Origin of the sequence: Rhodoferax sp. TS-BS-61-7, from assembly GCF_002943465.1 — a bacterium.
Classification (GTDB): Bacteria; Pseudomonadota; Gammaproteobacteria; order Burkholderiales; family Burkholderiaceae_C; genus Allorhodoferax.
Genome location: NZ_PTQY01000004.1, coordinates 321,812 through 337,881, shown reverse-complemented (window position 1 = coordinate 337,881; position 16,070 = coordinate 321,812). Strand labels below are relative to the sequence as shown.

15 protein-coding genes are annotated in these 16,070 nt (G+C 62.6%); 8 read left to right on the top strand and 7 right to left on the bottom strand.

What is annotated here, in order from left to right; all coding sequences use genetic code 11:
* Positions 1 to 7: 7 nt before the first annotated feature.
* Together C5F53_RS13215 and C5F53_RS13210 are read right to left on the bottom strand one after the other, a co-directional pair.
* On the bottom strand, positions 8 to 1,969 hold the full coding sequence (locus tag C5F53_RS13215; protein ID WP_105261824.1) for an ATP-binding cassette domain-containing protein: 1,962 nt from the start codon (positions 1,967 to 1,969) through the stop codon (positions 8 to 10).
* Positions 1,970 to 2,030: 61 nt separating this feature from the next.
* Entirely contained in the window at positions 2,031 to 3,206 is a 1,176-nt protein-coding gene (locus tag C5F53_RS13210) for a GGDEF domain-containing protein (protein WP_161499933.1), read from the bottom strand.
* Between the two features lie 99 nt (positions 3,207 to 3,305).
* Here C5F53_RS13210 and C5F53_RS13205 point away from each other — a divergent pair, with 99 nt between their 5' ends.
* Positions 3,306 to 4,172, top strand: a complete 867-nt coding sequence (locus C5F53_RS13205; RefSeq protein WP_105261822.1) for a pirin family protein — start codon at positions 3,306 to 3,308, stop codon at positions 4,170 to 4,172.
* Here the strand turns inward: C5F53_RS13205 and C5F53_RS13200 are convergent.
* A complete protein-coding gene (locus tag C5F53_RS13200) occupies positions 4,144 to 5,202 on the bottom strand; it encodes an LLM class flavin-dependent oxidoreductase (protein WP_370446733.1) in 1,059 nt (352 codons plus the stop codon). The genes C5F53_RS13205 and C5F53_RS13200 overlap by 29 nt on opposite strands.
* Before the next feature lie 102 nt (positions 5,203 to 5,304).
* Here C5F53_RS13200 and C5F53_RS13195 point away from each other — a divergent pair, with 102 nt between their 5' ends.
* Positions 5,305 to 5,805, top strand: a complete 501-nt coding sequence (locus C5F53_RS13195) for an FxDxF family PEP-CTERM protein (protein WP_105261820.1) — start codon at positions 5,305 to 5,307, stop codon at positions 5,803 to 5,805.
* A 70-nt stretch (positions 5,806 to 5,875) separates the two neighbouring features.
* Here the strand turns inward: C5F53_RS13195 and C5F53_RS13190 are convergent, their stop codons facing one another.
* Together C5F53_RS13190 and C5F53_RS13185 are read right to left on the bottom strand one after the other, a co-directional pair.
* Positions 5,876 to 7,381 (bottom strand): CoA-acylating methylmalonate-semialdehyde dehydrogenase, encoded by a 1,506-nt coding sequence (locus C5F53_RS13190; protein WP_105261819.1) that lies wholly within the window; start codon positions 7,379 to 7,381, stop codon positions 5,876 to 5,878.
* A 105-nt stretch (positions 7,382 to 7,486) separates the two neighbouring features.
* Positions 7,487 to 8,863, bottom strand: a complete 1,377-nt coding sequence (locus C5F53_RS13185; RefSeq protein ID WP_370446732.1) for an aspartate aminotransferase family protein — start codon at positions 8,861 to 8,863, stop codon at positions 7,487 to 7,489.
* A 214-nt stretch (positions 8,864 to 9,077) separates the two neighbouring features.
* Between C5F53_RS13185 and C5F53_RS13180 the strand changes: the two genes are divergently transcribed.
* The 3 genes from C5F53_RS13180 to C5F53_RS13170 all read left to right on the top strand — a co-directional run bounded on the left by C5F53_RS13180 (position 9,078) and on the right by C5F53_RS13170 (position 10,664).
* The gene (locus C5F53_RS13180; RefSeq protein WP_105261818.1) at positions 9,078 to 10,016 is read left to right on the top strand and encodes a LysR family transcriptional regulator; all 939 of its coding nucleotides are present in this window, start codon (positions 9,078 to 9,080) and stop codon (positions 10,014 to 10,016) included.
* 64 nt (positions 10,017 to 10,080) lie between these two features.
* Positions 10,081 to 10,287 (top strand): type II toxin-antitoxin system VapB family antitoxin, encoded by a 207-nt coding sequence (locus C5F53_RS13175; protein WP_105261817.1) that lies wholly within the window; start codon positions 10,081 to 10,083, stop codon positions 10,285 to 10,287.
* Complete coding sequence (locus C5F53_RS13170; protein ID WP_105261816.1) at positions 10,284 to 10,664, top strand: type II toxin-antitoxin system VapC family toxin; 381 nt, start codon at positions 10,284 to 10,286, stop codon at positions 10,662 to 10,664. Before C5F53_RS13175 ends, C5F53_RS13170 begins: the two co-directional genes overlap by 4 nt.
* Positions 10,665 to 10,677: 13 nt before the next feature.
* Here C5F53_RS13170 and C5F53_RS13165 read toward each other — a convergent pair whose 3' ends face one another.
* Positions 10,678 to 12,003, bottom strand: a complete 1,326-nt coding sequence (locus tag C5F53_RS13165) for a D-amino acid dehydrogenase (RefSeq protein WP_105261815.1) — start codon at positions 12,001 to 12,003, stop codon at positions 10,678 to 10,680.
* A gap of 85 nt (positions 12,004 to 12,088) precedes the next feature.
* Between C5F53_RS13165 and C5F53_RS13160 the strand changes: the two genes are divergently transcribed.
* Together C5F53_RS13160 and C5F53_RS13155 are read left to right on the top strand one after the other, a co-directional pair.
* Positions 12,089 to 13,006 (top strand): LysR family transcriptional regulator ArgP, encoded by a 918-nt coding sequence (locus tag C5F53_RS13160; protein ID WP_105261950.1) that lies wholly within the window; start codon positions 12,089 to 12,091, stop codon positions 13,004 to 13,006.
* Positions 13,007 to 13,059: 53 nt separating this feature from the next.
* Positions 13,060 to 13,677 (top strand): TetR/AcrR family transcriptional regulator, encoded by a 618-nt coding sequence (locus tag C5F53_RS13155; protein WP_105261814.1) that lies wholly within the window; start codon positions 13,060 to 13,062, stop codon positions 13,675 to 13,677.
* 43 nt (positions 13,678 to 13,720) lie between these two features.
* Here the strand turns inward: C5F53_RS13155 and C5F53_RS13150 are convergent, their stop codons facing one another.
* Positions 13,721 to 14,635, bottom strand: coding sequence for an aldose 1-epimerase (locus tag C5F53_RS13150; protein WP_105261813.1), 915 nt, complete (start codon positions 14,633 to 14,635; stop codon positions 13,721 to 13,723).
* 399 nt (positions 14,636 to 15,034) lie between these two features.
* On the opposite strand from C5F53_RS13150, the gene C5F53_RS13145 reads away from it, so the two are divergent.
* Entirely contained in the window at positions 15,035 to 16,000 is a 966-nt protein-coding gene (locus tag C5F53_RS13145; protein ID WP_105261812.1) for an ABC transporter substrate-binding protein, read from the top strand.
* The last annotated feature ends 70 nt before the right edge of the window (positions 16,001 to 16,070 follow it).

Here is a 16,070-nt window from a genome sequence, read left to right as displayed (position 1 = left end):
AACCGCCTTAGGCCTTGCCCAGCACTTCCCAACGCTCCAGCGCGTTCATCAGTTCTTCGTCGATCTGCGCATTGCGCTCGGACAGGGCGATGGCGCGCGCGTTGTCGCTGGCGTAGAGGCTGCCGTCGGCCAGGGCCTCGGTGATGTCTTTCTGCTCGGCTTCCAGCGCCGCAATCTGCTCGGGCAGGGCGTCCAGCTCGCGTTGTTCCTTGAAGCTGAGCTTTTTGGCCTTCGTGGGCGCGGGCGCCGCCGGCGCAGCCGCACTCACTTGGGCGGTGGCTTGCTCCTGTTTTTGTAGCTGCTCGCGCTCGTAGTTAAAGGGCTTGGCCGTGGTTTTGCCTTGCGCTGCATTGATGGCGTTGGCCCGTTTGGTCTGTATCAACCAGTCGCTGACGCCGCCTTCGTATTCGCGCCACTTGGCGTCGCCTTCGTAGGCAATGGTGCTGGTGACGACGTTGTCCAAGAAGGTCCGGTCGTGGCTGACCAGGAACACCGTGCCGTCGTAGTTTTGCAGCAGGTCTTCCAGCAGTTCCAGTGTGTCGATGTCCAGATCGTTGGTCGGCTCGTCCAGCACCAGCACGTTGGCCGGGCGGGCGAACAGGCGGGCCAGCAGCAGGCGGTTGCGTTCGCCACCGCTCAAGCTGCGTACAGGTGAGGTGGCGCGGGCCGGCGAGAACAAAAAGTCGCCCAGGTAACTCTTGCGGTGCTTCTTCTGGTTGCCAATCTCGATCCACTCACTGCCGGGACTGATGAAGTCTTCCAGCGTGGCGTCCAGGTCCAGCGCGTTGCGCATCTGGTCGAAGTAGGCGACGGTGATGTTCGCACCCTGGCGCACCGTGCCCCAGGGGCTGTGGCCGGGTTCGGGCTTGGGGGAATTGGCCGGTGCCGGGTCAGCCTTGTGGTCGCCCAGAATGAGTTTGAGCAGCGTGGTCTTGCCCGCGCCGTTGGGGCCTAGCAGGCCAATCTTGTCGCCGCGCAGAATCGTGGCGGTGAAGTTGTCGACGATCTTGCGGTCGCCAAAAGTTTTGGACACGTGCGTGAGTTCAGCCACCAGCTTGCCGCTCTTGTCGCCGGTGTTCACATCCATGTTCACGCTGCCAACCACATCGCGGCGCGCTTCGCGTTTGCTGCGCAGCTCGTCCAGGCGCACGATGCGCGCGGTGGCACGGGTGCGGCGCGCTTCGACGCCCTTGCGAATCCACACTTCTTCTTGCGCCAGCAGCTTGTCTGCCTTGGCATTGATGACGGCTTCTTGCGCCAGCTGTTCTTCTTTTTGCAGCAGGTAGGCGGCAAAGTTGCCGGGGTAACTCATCAGCTTGCCGCGGTCCAGCTCAACGATGCGCGTGGCCACGTTATCGAGGAAGGACCGGTCGTGGGTGATGGTGATGATGGAGCCTTTGAAATCGACCAGCAGGCCTTCCAGCCATTCGATGGAGTCCAAGTCCAAATGGTTGGTCGGCTCGTCGAGCAGCAGCACATCGGGCTGGGCCACCAATGCCTGGGCCAGGGCCACACGCTTTTTGGTACCGCCGGACAAGGTGCTAACGATAGCGTCGGGGTTCAGGTGCAGGCGCTGCAGCGTTTCATTCACGCGCTGTTCCCAGTTCCAGCCGTCCAGGGTTTCGATCTCGCTTTGCATCGCGTCCAGGTCACCTTCGCCCGCGCAATACTGCTCAATCAGGCCAATAACCCGCTCCAAACCTGCGCGAACAGCTATGAAAACCGTAGCGTCGCCATCCAGCTGCGGCTCTTGGGCCACGTAAGAAATGCGGGTGCCGCCTTGTACCTGCAGGGTGCCATCGTCGGGCCGTTCCATACCGCCCAAAATCTTGAGCATGGAGGATTTACCCGCGCCGTTGCGGCCGATCAGGCCCACGCGCTCCTGCGTTTCAAGGGAAAAGTCAGCGTGGTCGAGCAGGGGGACGTGCCCAAATGCCAGCTGGGCGTCGAGAAGGGTAATAAGTGCCATAAGGATCCGGTGTAGCCCCCGATTATCCCTTGTGGGCTGTTTGCCCCTCCGCTGCGGAGGTTCAGACCACTCTATTACGCCCGCGCTGCTTGGCCAGGTAGAGGGCCTTGTCCGCCTCGGTATAGAGCGTGTCGAAGTCGCGCTTCTCTTGCGCCGTGGTGCTGGCCAGGCCAAAGCTGGCGGTGACGGCAATGGTGGTCTTCTCCCATTGCACGGGCGTGCTTTCCAGCCGGAAACGCAGCTTTTCGGCCAGCTTGCGCCCAGCCTCGGCCGAGGTGTTGGGCAGCAGCACGATGAATTCTTCGCCTCCCAGACGGCCCACCAGGTCGGTACTGCGCACGGTGGTGCTGGCCAGCGTGGCCACATGGCGCAGCACGGCATCGCCCGCAGGGTGGCCCCAGGTGTCGTTCACCCGCTTGAAGTGGTCCAGGTCCAGCAGCAGGATGGTGGTGGCACTGCCCTGGCGCTGGGCGCGCTTGAGCTCGCTGCGGCTCAGTTCGACAAAGGTGTTGCGGTTGAACAGGCCGGTGAGGCCGTCTTGCCGCGTCAGGCGCTCCAGGTCACGCTGCTTTTGGCTGAGCTCGGCGTTGGCTTTTTCCAGCTGCCGTTGTTGCAGGGTGAGGGTGCAGAACTGGCGCCACATGAAGCAAGAACACAGGCAACCCAGCACACAGGCCGCGAAACCATTGAGGCGGTTGGACAGCAGCAGCTCGGGGTGGACCTGGGCCCACCCCATGAGCTTGAAAAAGGCCAGATAAGACAGGGCATACACCGCTGCTGCCATGCGGGGTTGCAGGTACACAGCACCACCCGCCACTAGGCAGGCGATGAGGTAAGCCGTGATGTTGGGCGTGATGGGCTGGTCTACCGCCACCAGAATCAGGCCGTCGACCATGATGAGTGCGGCATTGGCCGTGGCCAGCCAGCGGGCTGTGCGCGTGTGGCGGATTTGCCCTGCCCGGTGAACCAGCCAGCCCATGGCCAGTGCGGCACTGACAATGAAGGCATGGGCCCAGACGAGCCGCAGGTTCCATGCCGCCACGGCTGGCGGGAGCGACGCGTCCAGCAGGCGCCACAAAAATCCGATCAGGAACAAGCCGTTGAACCCGGCGGCCACGGGCCACAGCATGCGCAGCCGGAACAGATTGACGCCGGTGGCGTCGTCTGCGACCTGGGCATCTTCGGCGCGCCAGCGCGCAGTCGTCTTTCGCAGGGAATATAGGAAGATTTGGTCCATGGCTGAACCAAAGACTGTAGCAGCCACGGTGTGACAAAACTGCCTCCAGCCCCGCAGGATTGGTAGGATGCCCGCATCCCACCAACCGCAAGGACAACCATGCCGGAACGCATCATCCCCCGCGCCCACGATCTGGGCGGCGGCTTCACCGTACGGCGCGTGCTGCCCGCCATGCAACGCCAGGCCATCGGCCCCTTTGTGTTCTTTGACCATTTCGGCCCGGTGACCGCGCAACCCACCGATAACCACGATGTGCGTCCGCACCCCCATATCGGCCTGGCTACGGTGACCTATTTGCTGGAGGGCGCGATGATGCACCGTGACTCCACGGGCGTGGTGCAGCGTATCGAGCCCGGCGCCATCAACTGGATGACGGCGGGCCGCGGCATCGTGCACTCCGAACGCACGCCTGATGATTTGCGCAGCATCACCCGCCGCAGCCATGGCTTCCAGCTCTGGTCGGCGTTGCCGGCCGAGCGTGAAGAGGACGCGCCGTCGTTTGCCCACACACCGGCCAGCGCGATCCCTGAAGTGCAACTGCCGGGTGCCACGGTGCGTGTGCTGATCGGTACGGCGTTTGGCGCCACCTCGCCCGTGGCCACGCTCTCGCCCACGCTGTACCTGGCGCTGGAGTTGCAGGCGGGTGCACTAGTCACTATTCCCGATGCGGCGCAGGAGCGCGGCATTTACAGCGTGGACGGCCCGCTGGAAGTGGACGGAGAACTGCTGGAGCCCGGTGAGATGCTGGTGCTGGAGGCGGGCAGCACCCCCACGCTGTGCGCCCGCGAGACCACGCGCGTGATGCTGGTGGGTGGCGCGCCGCTGGGGCACCGCCACATGGTGTGGAACTTTGTCTCCAGCCGCAAAGAGCGCATCGTGCAGGCGCAGGACGACTGGGAGGCGCAGCGTTTTCCCACCGTGCCCGGCGAGACCGAATTTATCCCGCTGCCAGCACGGCGCCCTTAGCCGCATCGGCCTGCGCGTCCTTCAATGCCTGGGCGGCAATGTCCAGCGAACGCAGGCGCAGCGCAGGGTCATACACATCACACACCAGCATCAGTTCGTCGGCCTGCGTGGCCTCGGCCATGGCAAGCAGGCCGTCGCGCACGGTATCGGGCCCGCCAATCACGGCCTCACCCAAAAAGTCGGCAATCGCGGCACGCGCGTCGGCCGGGCACTGGGCCAAAAAGTTCGGTACCGGGGCTGGCAAGGCCTTGCGCTGGCCGGTCAGGATTCCCAGCACGCGCTGGTAAATGCTGCTGGCCAGCAATTCGGCCTCCTCATCCGTAGGCGCCGCCACCAGCGGCACGCCCACCATCACATAGGGCTTGGCCAGCGTGGCCGAGGGCTTGAACAGGCTGCGGTACATGCTGACGGCCTGGTGCAAAAAGCGCGGCGCAAAGTGCGAGGCAAACGCGTAGGGCAGTCCCATGTGCGCGGCCAGCTGGGCTGAGTACAGGCTGGAGCCTAGCAACCAGATGGGTACGTTGGTGTCCGCACCCGGCATGGCCACCAGCTTTTGCCCCGGCTGAAGTGGGCCCAACAGGGTTTGCAGCTCCATCACATCGCGCGGAAAGTCTTCCTCGTTCTCCACCTTGCTGCGGCGCAGGGCGCGCATGGTGGCCTGGTCGGTGCCAGGCGCGCGGCCCAGGCCCAGGTCGATGCGGCCGGGGTACAGCTCGGCCAGCGTGCCAAAGGCCTCGGCCACCACCAGCGGCGCATGGTTGGGCAGCATGATGCCGCCCGACCCCACGCGGATGCGCTCGGTGCCGCCCGCAATGTGGCCCACCAGCACCGCCGTGGCCGAGCTGGCAATGCCGGGCATGTTGTGGTGTTCGGCCAGCCAATAGCGGCTAAAACCCAGTTTTTCGGCATGTTGCGCGGTGCGCAGGGCAATTTGCAGGGCTTCCGCCACCGTGCCGCCTTCACGCACGGCAACCAGGTCCAACAGCGACAAACGGGTGTTTTTCAGAGCATTCATGTAAGCAATTGTCATAAGAACCCTAAAACCTTGCTCCCGCTAGTCCGATGGAACTATTGTTGCAATGCAGCACAGGGTTAATACTGAGTCCACCTTTCCAACCTTTAGAGGTGTTTTATGAAACTCAAGTCCATTCTTGGCACTGCCGCTACCGCAGCCGTGTTGGCCGGTGCATCCCTGGGCGCCAATGCGGCGACGGGCACCATTTACGCACCTCCTGCAGGTGCGTCGTTCTCCGATCTGGAGGTCGGGAGCATTTACATTGCAACCCTGTCCGACCTGGTGGGCAGTTTTTTTGGCGCCAGCTCGGTGGCTTATGGGCCCATTACCCTGACTCTGGGTTCGGTGACTTTCACCAGCGGCACCGTTGGCACCCTGGGAACTGACCTGGACGCCAGTGCGGCCGGTTTCTCGTTCAAAAACGTGGCCATCGGCAATTACATTGTCAAAGCCAGTGGTTACGTGACGGGCGGCCAGCTGCCCGGCGTGTCTCTGGTAGCCGCCAACTACACCGTTACTCCGGTGCCAGAGCCCGAGTCCTACGCGCTGTTGCTGGCGGGTCTGGGTCTGGTGGGCACCATCGCCCGCCGCCGCATGAAAGCCTCGGCCGAAGCCTGATTCCCGGTTCACCCCAGCAAAAAGGGCTTGCCAGTTGGCAAGCCCTTTTGTTTTGGCGGTCGGCTAAAGATTAGCGGCTGCTGGGGAAGCTGAACACCGCGCCTTCGCGCACGCCGGCCGAAGGCCAGCGCTGCGTGATCGTCTTGCGCTTGGTGTAAAAGCGCACGGCATCCGGGCCGTAGGCGTGCAGGTCGCCAAACAGGCTGCGCTTCCAGCCGCCAAACGAGTGGTAGGCCACGGGTACGGGCAACGGCACGTTGACCCCCACCATGCCAACCAAGATGTTGTCGCTGAAGTAACGGGCCGCTTCACCATCCCGCGTGAAGATGCAGGTGCCGTTGCCGTATTCATGCGCGTCGATCATGTCCATGGCCTCTTGCAAGGTTTTGACGCGCACCACGCCCAATACCGGGCCAAAAATTTCTTCTTGGTAGATCACCATGCCGGGCTTCACGTTGTCAAATAGGCAGGGGCCCAGGTAGTAGCCGTCTTCGTGGCCGGCCACCGTCAGGCCGCGGCCATCCACCACCAGTGTGGCGCCTTCCTTCACGCCCTGGTCCACATAGCCCTTCACCTTCTCGAAGTGCGGCTTGGTCACCAGTGGACCCATGTCCATGCCGGGCGCAGTGCCGGGGCCGACTTTCATCTTGGCGATCTCAACCTTCAGGCCGGCAATCACGGCGTCCGCCGTGGCGTCGCCCACGGCCACCACCAGCGGAATCGCCATGCAGCGCTCGCCGCACGAGCCATAGGCCGCGCCCATGAGTGCGCTCACCGCGTTGGCCACGTCGGCATCGGGCATCACCACGGCGTGGTTCTTGGCGCCACCCAGCGCCTGCACGCGCTTGCCGTGTGCGCAGCCTGTGGCGTAGATGTATTCGGCAATCGGTGTGGAGCCCACAAAACTCACGGCTTTCACGCGTGGGTCGGTCAGCAGCGTGTCCACGGCTTCCTTGTCGCCGTTGACCACGTTCAGCACGCCGGGTGGCAGGCCGGCTTCCAGTGCTAACTCGGCAATACGCAGCGTGGAGCTGGGGTCGCGCTCTGACGGCTTCAGGATGAAGGTGTTGCCGCAGGCCACGGCCATGGGCCACATCCACAGGGGCACCATGGCAGGGAAGTTGAAGGGGGTGATGCCGGCGGTGACGCCCAGCGCCTGGAATTCGGACCAGCTGTCGATGGCCGGGCCTACGTTTTTGCTGTGCTCGCCCTTGAGCAGTTCGGGCGCGTAAGACGCGTATTCCACGTTTTCAATGCCGCGCTGCAGTTCACCCAGCGCGTCGCTCAGCACCTTGCCGTGTTCGGCGGTGATCAAAGCGCAGAGTTCTTCGGCATGTTTCTCCAGCAGCACCTTCAGGTTGCCCATCACGCGGGCGCGCTTGAGCGGCGGCGTGTTGCGCCAGGCTGGGAAGGCAGCCTGCGCATTGGCGATGGCGTCTTCTACGGTGGCTTTGGGGGCCAGCAGTACACGTTTCTCGGCGCGGCCGGTGGCGGGGTTGAAGACGTCCTGGGCGCGTTCGCTGGTGGTGATGATCTTGCCGCCGATGAGGTGGCCTACGGTGGGGAGTTGGGACATGGGAGTGGTTTAAGTGCCAAAAATGCCGCTAGCGCTTATGGGGTGTTCGCAAGCAGCTATAAAAATAATAGTAAGTGGATGCGCTTGAAACTAACGTCAATCGGCTTATGCCGTCTCGTTGATGGCCTCACCCAGCGCGTTGACCAAGCTGTCGATCTCGGCCTCGGTGCTGATAAAGGGGGGTGCCAGCGCAATGCAGTCGCCGGCGTAACGCACGTAAAAGCCCTTGTCCAGGCAGCGCATAGCCACTTCGTAGGGGCGCTTGGCGGGTTCGCCGGGCACGGCGGCCAGCGTGAAGCCGGCCGACAAGCCCAGGTTGCGGATGTCGGTGATGTGTTTGGTGCCGCGCAGGCTGTGCACCGCTTTTTCGAAGTAGGGGGCCAAAGCGTTCACCCGCTCAATCATGTTTTCCTTGACCAGCAGGTCCAGCGCCGCAATGCCGGCCGCGCAGGCCACGGGGTGGGCGGAGTAGGTGTAGCCGTGGGGGAATTCCAGCATGTAGTCCGGGCCGCCCTGGTTGATGAAGGTGTCGTAAATCTCTTTCTTGGCCACCGTCACGCCCAGGGGCTGTGCGCCGTTGGTGATTTGTTTGGCGGCGTTCAGGATGTCCGGCACCACGCCAAAGTAGGCCGCACCGGTGTAGGCACCCAGGCGGCCAAAGCCGGTGATCACTTCGTCAAAAATCAGCAGGATGTTGTTCTGGGTGCAGATCTCGCGCAGGCGCTGCAGGTAGCCCACGGGCGGCACCACAATGCCGGCAGAGCCGGACATGGGCTCCACGATGACAGCGGCAATGTTGGAGGCGTCGTGCAGAGCAATCAGGCGCAGCAGCTCGTCGGCCATGTCACCGCCTTTTTCAGGCAGGCCCTTGCTGAAGGCGTTGGATGCCAGCTGGGTGTGGGCCAGGTGGTCGGCCTCAATGCCCTGGCCGAAGGTCTTGCGGTTGGCGGGCAGGCCGCCCACCGAGATGCCGCCAAAGTTCACACCATGGTAACCCTTCTCGCGGCCGATCAGTCGGGTCTTGCTACCCATACCTTTGGCGCGCCAGTAAGCGCGGGCCATCTTCAGCGCGGTGTCCGCGGACTCGGAGCCGGAGCCGGTGTAGAACACATAGTCCAGGCCTTCGGGGGTCAGTTCCACAATCTTGTTAGCCAGCTCAAACGACAGCGGGTGGCCAAACTGGAAAGCGGGCGAGTAGTCCATGGTCGCCATTTGTTTGCTCACCGCCTCGGTGATCTCGCGGCGGCCGTGGCCCAGGCCCGCACACCACAGGCCGGAGAGGCCGTCAAAAATCTTCTTGCCGTTGGAGTCGGTGAAGTAGGCGCCTTGGGCGCTCACCATCATGCGCGGGTTGGCTTTGAAATCGCGGTTGCCGGTAAAGGCCATCCAGTGCGACTCCATCCATTCACGGCTCATGGGGAAGGTGGATGCGCTGGTGACGGCTTCGCCAATGGCGGGGCTGCTGGTGTCGTTGAGCTTCATGGGGAACTCCAGGGGATGAGGTTGTTAAGCCTTAGGGGCGATGGTGCATTGTGGGTAGCTCTGTTACTCTTATAAAGTCACAAATATCACTATTTACTTCGCAAACTATGAAAGTAACTTTTGCCCCCACGCTCCCCCATTGCATGTGGGTCGCTGCCCCCCAAGGGGGCGCCTTTGGCAAAACCCCAAATCCCCATCTTGGGGCGGCCCGGCGATGAAAGCTTCGCCCTCTAAAAACAAGGCCGTTCTGGGCCAGATCGGCGACATGGACCTGCGCCTGTTGCGCGTGTTCAAGGCCGTGGTCGACTGCGGTGGCATGGCTGCGGCCGAGCTCGAGCTCAATATAGGCACATCCACGGTCAGCCGCCACATCAAAGATCTGGAAACCCGGCTGGGCCTGACCCTGTGCCGGCGCGGCCGGGCCGGCTTTGCGCTCACGCCCGAGGGCGAAAAGATCTACGCCCAGACCAGCCAGCTGCTGGCTGCTACTGACGCGTTTCGGAGCAGCGTGGACGAAATCCACCAGCGCATGGGCGGGCAGCTGCAGATGGCGGTGTTTGACAAAACCGCCAGCAACCCGGCCAGCCACATTGCCGAAGCTATCGCTCACTTTCATCTAGAGGCGCCGGACGTGGGGCTCAACCTGCATGTGGCCACCCTTACCGCCATTGAGCGCGGCGTACTCGACGGGCAGTTCCACGTGGGCATCATCCCTGGCCACCGTGCCTCTGACGTATTGGAATACACCCCACTGTTTGATGAACACATGCTGCTGTACTGTGGCACGCGCCACCCGCTGTGGAACGCCGACCACCGCACCCTGGCCTGGGACACCTTGCCCAAGCATGCGTTCGCAGGGCTGGGCTACCACTCGCCGAATATGGAGCTGAGCCAGCGCATGCGCCTGCCGCGCCGCGCCACGGGCTTTGACCAGGAGTCGATCGCCACGCTGATCCTCTCGGGCCAGTTTTTAGGCTTTCTGCCCGACCACTATGCGGAGAGTTTTGTGCGCCGCGGCCTGATGCAGGCCGTGCGGCCGGACCTGCTGAACTATGCCTGCCAGTTTTTCGCTATTACACGGAAATCACCACAGCCGAGCCGGGCGACGCGGGCGTTTCAGGCGTGTTTAGCCTTGGCGCATCCCCCGGTCTGACGATGGGTCTTGCATTGATGTAAATTTTGATGATAATTTGCATCAAATAAGGAGCCGTCTTTTAATGAGAACTACAGTCACTATCGACGATGCGTTGTACGAGCAGGCGCTCCGGGTCGCAGACCCGTCCGTGGACAAGGCCGACATTTTTCGTGAGGCCATGAAGACCTTTGTGCGCGTTCAAGCGGCTAAGCGTCTTGCCGCACTGGGCGGCAGTGTGCCGCAGATGCCGGACGTGCCCCGTCGCAGTGTAGAGCCGCTGTCGCAGTGAGCGTTCTTATTGACACCTCGGTATGGGTAGACCACTTTCGCCAAGGCAATGCAGCCTTGGTCGACTTGGTGGTGCTGGACCAAGCGCTGACGCATCCGATGGTCGTTGCCGAGCTGGCGTGCGGGACCCCACCTGCCCCGCGAGAGCGAACACTGGGAGACATTGGCCTGTTGCGAGTCGCCAATCAAGCAGGTTTGGAGGAGGTCGTCGCCATGATCGAGCGTGACAAGCTGTTTGGTCTGGGGTGTGGCCTGGTGGACTTGGTGCTGCTGGCATCCACCCGCATCACGCCTGGTGCAACCTTATGGACGCTGGACAAGCGCTTGGCAGGCCTGGCACAGCGATTTGGCGTGGCGCATCCGGCAGGAGTGCACTAGGCTACGCGCCGCTTCAGACACCATAAAACCTGAAATCCATCGCCGGCTTCTCGCCATGGATCAGCTCGGCAATCGCCTTGCCCGACCCCGCGCCATGCGTCCACCCAAGCGTGCCATGGCCGGCGTTGACCCACAGGCCGCGCACCGGGCTTTGGCCGATGTAGGGGATGTTGGTGGGGGTGGCGGGGCGCAGGCCAGTCCAGTAGTTGGGCTGGCCGCCTTCGGCCTCGCTGCGGGTGTCGCACACGCCGGGCAACACTTCCTCAATGCGGCGTGCCAGCATGTTGCAGCGCGCCTGGGCCACGGGAGTGTCCAGTGACAGGTCGAACCCGCCTACCTCGATGGTGCCGGCCACGCGCAGCTGGTCGCCCAGGCGGCTGATGGCGATCTTCTTGGCGTCGTCGATGGTGGAGACCAAGGGGGCCAGTTCGGGCTTCAGGATCTTGAAGGTGGCGCTGTAGCCCTTGCCGGGGTAGATGGGCAGGTCCACACCCACGGTGCGCAAAAGCGGTGCGGTGTACGAACCGGCCGCCACCACGATGTGGTCGGCTTGCAGTGTGCGCAGCGATCCAGGCACTTTTTTGCCTTTTGGGCCGGTGGATAGTGCGCGAACAGCTGCTGATTTGATAGCGCCCAGGCTGACGTTCAAACCATCCACGCTGTGTTCGTACAAAAACTCGGCGCCGCGCGCTTCACACAACTTGGCCAGTTCCTGGGTGAACACGCGGCAGTCGCCCGACTCGTCGCTGGGGGTGATGGTGCCGCCCACGATGTTGCTGCTGAACGACGTGAACGCGGGCTCGATCTTCAGCAGCTCTTCCTTGCTGATGACCTGGCGGTTCACGCCGTATTTGCGCATCAGCGCGGCGGCGTCGCCTGCCGTGTCGAAGGACTTTTGGTCGCAGTAGTAGTGGGCAATGCCACGCTCCAGCCGGTTGTATTCGATGCCGGTGGCGGCCACCACGTCTTTCAGTGCCGCGTGGCTGTAGGCGCCCAGGGCGACGAGCTGCTGCACATTGCGCTCAAACGCGGTGTCGTTGCAGTTGGCCAGGAACTGCAGGCCCCAGGTGTACTGGTGCAGGCCGGGGCCAAACGGGTTTTGCGGGCGGAACAGCAGCGGCGCTTCCTTGCTCAGCATCCATTTCAGGGCCTTCAGCGGGGCTTCCTTATTCGCCCAGGGTTCGCAGTAGCTCACCGAAATTTGCGCGCCGTTGGCAAAGCTGGTTTCCATGGCGGCGTCAGGCTGGCGCTCCACCACAGTCACCTCGTGGCCCAGCTCCAACAGGTGCCAGGCGGTGCAAATGCCGATGGTGCCGGCGCCGAGAACAATGATTTTCATAGTGCCAGTGTGATGCAAGGGGCGCGCCTGCAAAAGCGAAATGAAAGCGTTTGCGAAAACATTAGCAGCGCTAATAATGTGGGCCATGCGAACCTTTGATACCGATGCCCTGGAATGCCTGGCCGCCATTGTGGAAGAGGGCGGTTTTGAGCGCGCCGCCGTGCGCCTGTCCATCACCCAGTCTGCCGTGTCGCAGCGCCTGCGCGCGCTGGAGGCGCAGGTGGGCACCGTGCTGTTGGTGCGCAGCCGCCCGGTCAAGGCCACCACAGCGGGCCGCCTGCTGATCAAACATGCCATGCAGATGCGCCTGCTGCGCGCCGACCTGGAGGGTGATCTGCAGGAGCTGGCCCCCAACACAGGCGCGACGCGCGAGGACGAACGCATCTCGATTGCGGTGAACGCCGACAGCATTGCCACCTGGGCGCTGTCGGCGCTGGACCCGCTGGTGCACGCCGGACTGCCGCTGGAAATCATTACCGACGACCAGGATTTCACCCACGAATGGCTGCGCGAAGGCCAGGTGCTGGGCTGTGTGACCACGCTCAAACAGGCGCTGCGCGGCTGCAAGGTGCTGCCACTGGGTGCCATGCACTACGTGGCGGTGGTGAGCCAGGCCTATGCGCAGGCGCACTGCCCACAAGGCCTTACGCCGCACAACTTCCGCAGCATTCCGTTCGTAGCCTTCAACCGCAAGGACGACTTGCCGTCTGAATTTGTGGGCCGGGCACTGAACCTGCGCCGCGTCTCGGTCAGCCAGCGGTTTGTGCCCAGCTCCGAGGGCATGGTACGCGCCGTGTTGGCCGGCTGGGGCGCCAGCGTGGTGCCGGAGCTGCTGGTGCGCGGCCTGATCGACAACGGCCAACTGGTGAACCTGGTACCCACGGTCACGCTGCCGGTGAACCTGTACTGGCACTGCTGGAACCTGAATTCCGAGGTGATTGACCGGCTGACGGCCGCGCTGTCGCAAGCGGCGGGGCGCATTCTGGTGGAGAAGACTGCTTAGTCACAAACTGGGCGGCCTCTCTGCAATTTGACGCCGCCGAATAGAATGGCCGCATGAACACCGCCGCCCCCGCCAAAATCTCTTTCAAACAGCAGATGCTGCAGGCGCGGGAGGACGCCATCATCCGCGCCGTGAACCTGTTACTGGCCGAGAAGGGGTTTGAGGCGATGACGGTGGACGAGGTGGCCGCCAATGTGGGCATTGCCAAGGCCAGCCTGTACAAACACTTTCCCAGCAAAGAAGACCTGGCCGCTGCCGCCATGGCCCACCTCATGGGCCAGGCCCAGGCCTTTCTGGACACCTTGCCTGAGGATCAAGCGCCGCTGGACAAGCTGCGCGCCGTGGTGCGCTGGACCATGGGCCTGAAGCTGGGCGGCGAGATGCCGTCGCTGCCGAGCCAGAACTCCACGCTGCGCGCCACCCTCATGGGCCACAAGGCCTATATGGACGGGCTGATGGACGTGAGCGACCGCCTGGGCGCCTGGATTGTGGCGGCGCAGGCGCAAGGCCTGATCAACCCCAAACTGCCGGCCATTGCGGTGCTCTACACCTTGTACGCACGCGCGTGCGACCCGGTGCTGGAATTCCTCAAGATGGGTGAACTGCAGACGGACGATGAAATTATCGAGCTCGTATTGTCCACCTGTTTTGATGGCCTAAATGCCCGCTAGCCCTTATAGCTATTGCGCAAGCAGCTCCTGAATTGATAGCGTTTTAAGTCAATACTTCAAACCGCCATTCCACCTGCAGCGCCAATGTCTGCCTGGTCTGCAGTACCTGCAAGCCCGGCTGACCTTCGGCGTGGAAGGCGTCGATCGGGTGGGTCACCGGTTCAAAACAAAAGTGCTGGCCTTGCGGCGGGCGGTACAGCAGGCAAAACCCATCGTTCTTGCCGCGCGCCACCACGGCTGGGTCGCGCATGTGCAGGCGCAGGCCGTGCTCGGGCCAGTCGATGTGGGACTGGCCGCTCCAGCCGGTGTAGGCGTTGTCGATCAGGCTGCCACTCACGCCCATGCCTTGGCGTGGGTCCCAGCTGGGCGGAAAGTCGCTGGTGTGGACCGTGGGCATGGGGTCGGCCCCGCTGAGCCACACGCCCTGCACCGCCCCATGCAAACGCGCATTCGGCGTACGCAAAAACGCCGGGTGCTGGCCCAGGCCGTAGGGCAGGCTGTCCGCGCCCAGGTGGGTGACTTCCAGCAGCTGGTCCATGCCGTCCTCGCGCAGCACAAAACGCTGCAACGCGCGGTAGTGATAGGGGTTGCCATCAAAGCCTTTGGATTCGAGCGCCATCTCCAGCGTGTCCAGCCGCGGCTGGCGGATCGCCCAGGGCTGCAGCCAGCCGTCGCCATGGATGGGATAAGGCTCGCCCTCGCGGTTGGGGCGCATGGGGTGGGTCACGCCTTGGTGGGTAAAGCCACCGTGGCCAATGCGGTTGGACCAGGGCACCAGCGGGAAGGAGGCCGTGGTGTAGAGGTCGGCCACACCGCCCCAGGGGCGCCACAGGTCCAGTGCGCCTTGCGCCGTGTCGCGTTGCCAGCTGGCGACGCTGCCGCCCAGGGTGGGCAGCAAGCCCAGGCGTTGGCCGGCGTGTTGCAGCCAATGGATGGTGGGGGGGGCAGTGGGTGTCATGGGGGTCCGGTGCAGGAGGTCAGAAACGCAGCCACAAAGGGCGGCAGGTCTCGCATGCTAAGGACGTGGCAGGCGCTTGAGAAATAGAAAGTTCGCCGTCTGACTTATCTCTTTTGCAATAGATGCTTACGACACTGCGCAGACTAAATCACACAACCAGACTAAACAAACGTTGAATTACAAGGGCCTAGGGTTAACCTGAATCCGAAGTTCTGTATGTGAGATACGCAAATCTCTATTAGATCAATATCAATTCGCTGCTTACTATCCGCTCACTTCTTGGTACCGATTTCAGGGAATTTCTGGTGAGGCACAAGAGGCACAGAAGCAGGCCGGACGCGGGTGGCCCTTCTGACATCCGTGGGCCCGCATCCACTTACAAAACGAGGAGACACAGACATGAAAAACAACCGACGTACCCTGCTGGCCACTGCGGCCGCCGCATCCCTGGCCATGGCCATGCCCCTGAGCGCATTCGCACAAAAGAAAATTGTGGTCGGCTTCAGCCAGATTGGTGCCGAGAGTGAATGGCGCACTGCCAACACCAACTCCATGAAGTCTGCCGCTGCGGCCGCCGGCATTGAGCTGAAGTTTTCCGACGCGCAACAAAAGCAGGAAAACCAGATCAAGGCCCTGCGCTCCTTCATCGCCCAAAAAGTGGACGTGATTGCCCTGACGCCCGTGGTCGAGTCCGGCTGGGACACCGTGCTGAAGGAAATCAAGGATGCCAAGATTCCTTTGATCCTGATGGACCGTTCGGTGGACTCCAAAGACACGTCTTTGTACGCCACCCACATCGGTTTTGACTTTGTCAAACAAGGTGAAATGGCGGGCCAGTGGTTGGTGGAAAAAGCCAAGACCATGAAGGGCGACATCAATGTGGTCGAGCTGCAAGGCACCGTGGGTTCTGCGCCCGCCATTGACCGCAAGAAGGGTTTCGAGACTGCCATCAAGGGCAATGCCAACATCAAGATCATCCGTTCGCAAACTGGTGACTTCACCCGTGCCAAGGGCAAGGAAGTCATGGAAGCCTTCCTGAAGGCGGAAGGCAAGAAGATCAATGTGCTCTACGCACACAACGACGACATGGCGATTGGTGCCATCCAGGCCATCGAGGAAGCCGGTCTCAAGCCCGCTAAAGACATCTTGGTCATTTCGGTGGACGGTGTGAAGGGCGCGTTTGAAGCCATGATCGCCGGCAAACTGAATGTCAGCGTGGAATGCAGCCCCCTGCTGGGACCGCTGGTCATGGCCACCGCCAAAGACATCGCTGCAGGTAAAACCGTGCCTCGCCGCATCATCGGCAAAGACGGTGTGTACCCCATGGAAACTGCGGCCAAAGAGTTCCCCAGCCGCCAGTACTGATCGCGACGACTTCTCCATTTAGTTACCAGGTCTTGGCCTGCGGCTCGCGCTGCAGGCCTTTTTTACACGA

Bases quoted from the DNA above. Each gene is read 5' to 3' on its own strand.
- C5F53_RS13215 (WP_105261824.1), bottom strand. From the start codon at position 1,969: ATGGCACTTATTACCCTTCTCGACGCCCAGCTGGCATTTGGGCACGTC.
- C5F53_RS13210 (WP_161499933.1), bottom strand. From the start codon at position 3,206: ATGGACCAAATCTTCCTATATTCCCTGCGAAAGACGACTGCGCGCTGG.
- C5F53_RS13205 (WP_105261822.1), top strand. From the start codon at position 3,306: ATGCCGGAACGCATCATCCCCCGCGCCCACGATCTGGGCGGCGGCTTC.
- C5F53_RS13200 (WP_370446733.1), bottom strand. From the start codon at position 5,202: ATGACAATTGCTTACATGAATGCTCTGAAAAACACCCGTTTGTCGCTG.
- C5F53_RS13195 (WP_105261820.1), top strand. From the start codon at position 5,305: ATGAAACTCAAGTCCATTCTTGGCACTGCCGCTACCGCAGCCGTGTTG.
- C5F53_RS13190 (WP_105261819.1), bottom strand. From the start codon at position 7,381: ATGTCCCAACTCCCCACCGTAGGCCACCTCATCGGCGGCAAGATCATC.
- C5F53_RS13185 (WP_370446732.1), bottom strand. From the start codon at position 8,863: ATGAAGCTCAACGACACCAGCAGCCCCGCCATTGGCGAAGCCGTCACC.
- C5F53_RS13180 (WP_105261818.1), top strand. From the start codon at position 9,078: ATGAAAGCTTCGCCCTCTAAAAACAAGGCCGTTCTGGGCCAGATCGGC.
- C5F53_RS13175 (WP_105261817.1), top strand. From the start codon at position 10,081: ATGAGAACTACAGTCACTATCGACGATGCGTTGTACGAGCAGGCGCTC.
- C5F53_RS13165 (WP_105261815.1), bottom strand. From the start codon at position 12,003: ATGAAAATCATTGTTCTCGGCGCCGGCACCATCGGCATTTGCACCGCC.
- C5F53_RS13160 (WP_105261950.1), top strand. From the start codon at position 12,089: ATGCGAACCTTTGATACCGATGCCCTGGAATGCCTGGCCGCCATTGTG.
- C5F53_RS13155 (WP_105261814.1), top strand. From the start codon at position 13,060: ATGAACACCGCCGCCCCCGCCAAAATCTCTTTCAAACAGCAGATGCTG.
- C5F53_RS13150 (WP_105261813.1), bottom strand. From the start codon at position 14,635: ATGACACCCACTGCCCCCCCCACCATCCATTGGCTGCAACACGCCGGC.
- C5F53_RS13145 (WP_105261812.1), top strand. From the start codon at position 15,035: ATGAAAAACAACCGACGTACCCTGCTGGCCACTGCGGCCGCCGCATCC.